Origin of the sequence: Rahnella sp. CJA17(1/100) (assembly GCF_963881615.1) — a bacterium.
In the GTDB taxonomy this organism is placed as follows: Bacteria; Pseudomonadota; Gammaproteobacteria; order Enterobacterales; family Enterobacteriaceae; genus Rahnella; species Rahnella aceris.
This window is the reverse complement of the sequence record NZ_CAWOJA010000045.1, coordinates 1-584: the sequence shown is the minus strand read 5'-3', so window position 1 is coordinate 584 and position 584 is coordinate 1. Positions and strand designations below refer to the sequence as shown.

Below are 584 nucleotides of genomic sequence, written 5' to 3'. Positions count from 1 at the left end.
GGCAATATCATTCAGTGCCGCTTCGACTTGGGTCGTTAAGTCTTGCCCCGCTTTCGCCTGCTCGACACCCGATTCCATCACTTGCTCAGCCTGCAATGCACTCTGTTGCAAGGTTTGAATAATACCTTGAATGTTGGCGGTAGAATCTTGGGTACGCGATGCCAACGTGCGCACTTCGTCGGCCACGACAGCAAAACCGCGGCCTTGCTCACCCGCACGCGCCGCTTCAATCGCCGCATTCAATGCCAATAGATTGGTTTGCTCGGCAATATTACGGATCACACTCAAGACTTCACCGATTTGCTCTGAGCTATTGCGTAAGTGTTTAATCACTTTCGCCGCGGCAATCACTTGCTCTGACAGCGCCTTCATCCCTTCGGTCGCACGGGAAACAATCTGTGTACCGTCGTGAGCTTGAGTTTGCGCCTTCTGGGCAAAATCATTGGCACGCTGGGCACTGACAGCCATTTCTTGGCTGGTTTGCGCCATTTGCGTTGCGGCGGTGGCAACCGAATCTATCTGCTGCTTTTGCGATGAGACCGACGACACGGCTAAATCACAGATTTGCCGCGCATCAATAACGC

Annotated in this window: 1 protein-coding gene; it reads right to left on the bottom strand. The window is 53.3% G+C overall.

The window, feature by feature from the left end; genetic code table 11:
- Positions 1–584, bottom strand: a 584-nt coding sequence (locus AACU55_RS19070; protein ID WP_240785708.1) for a methyl-accepting chemotaxis protein, incomplete at both ends; no start/stop codon positions are given.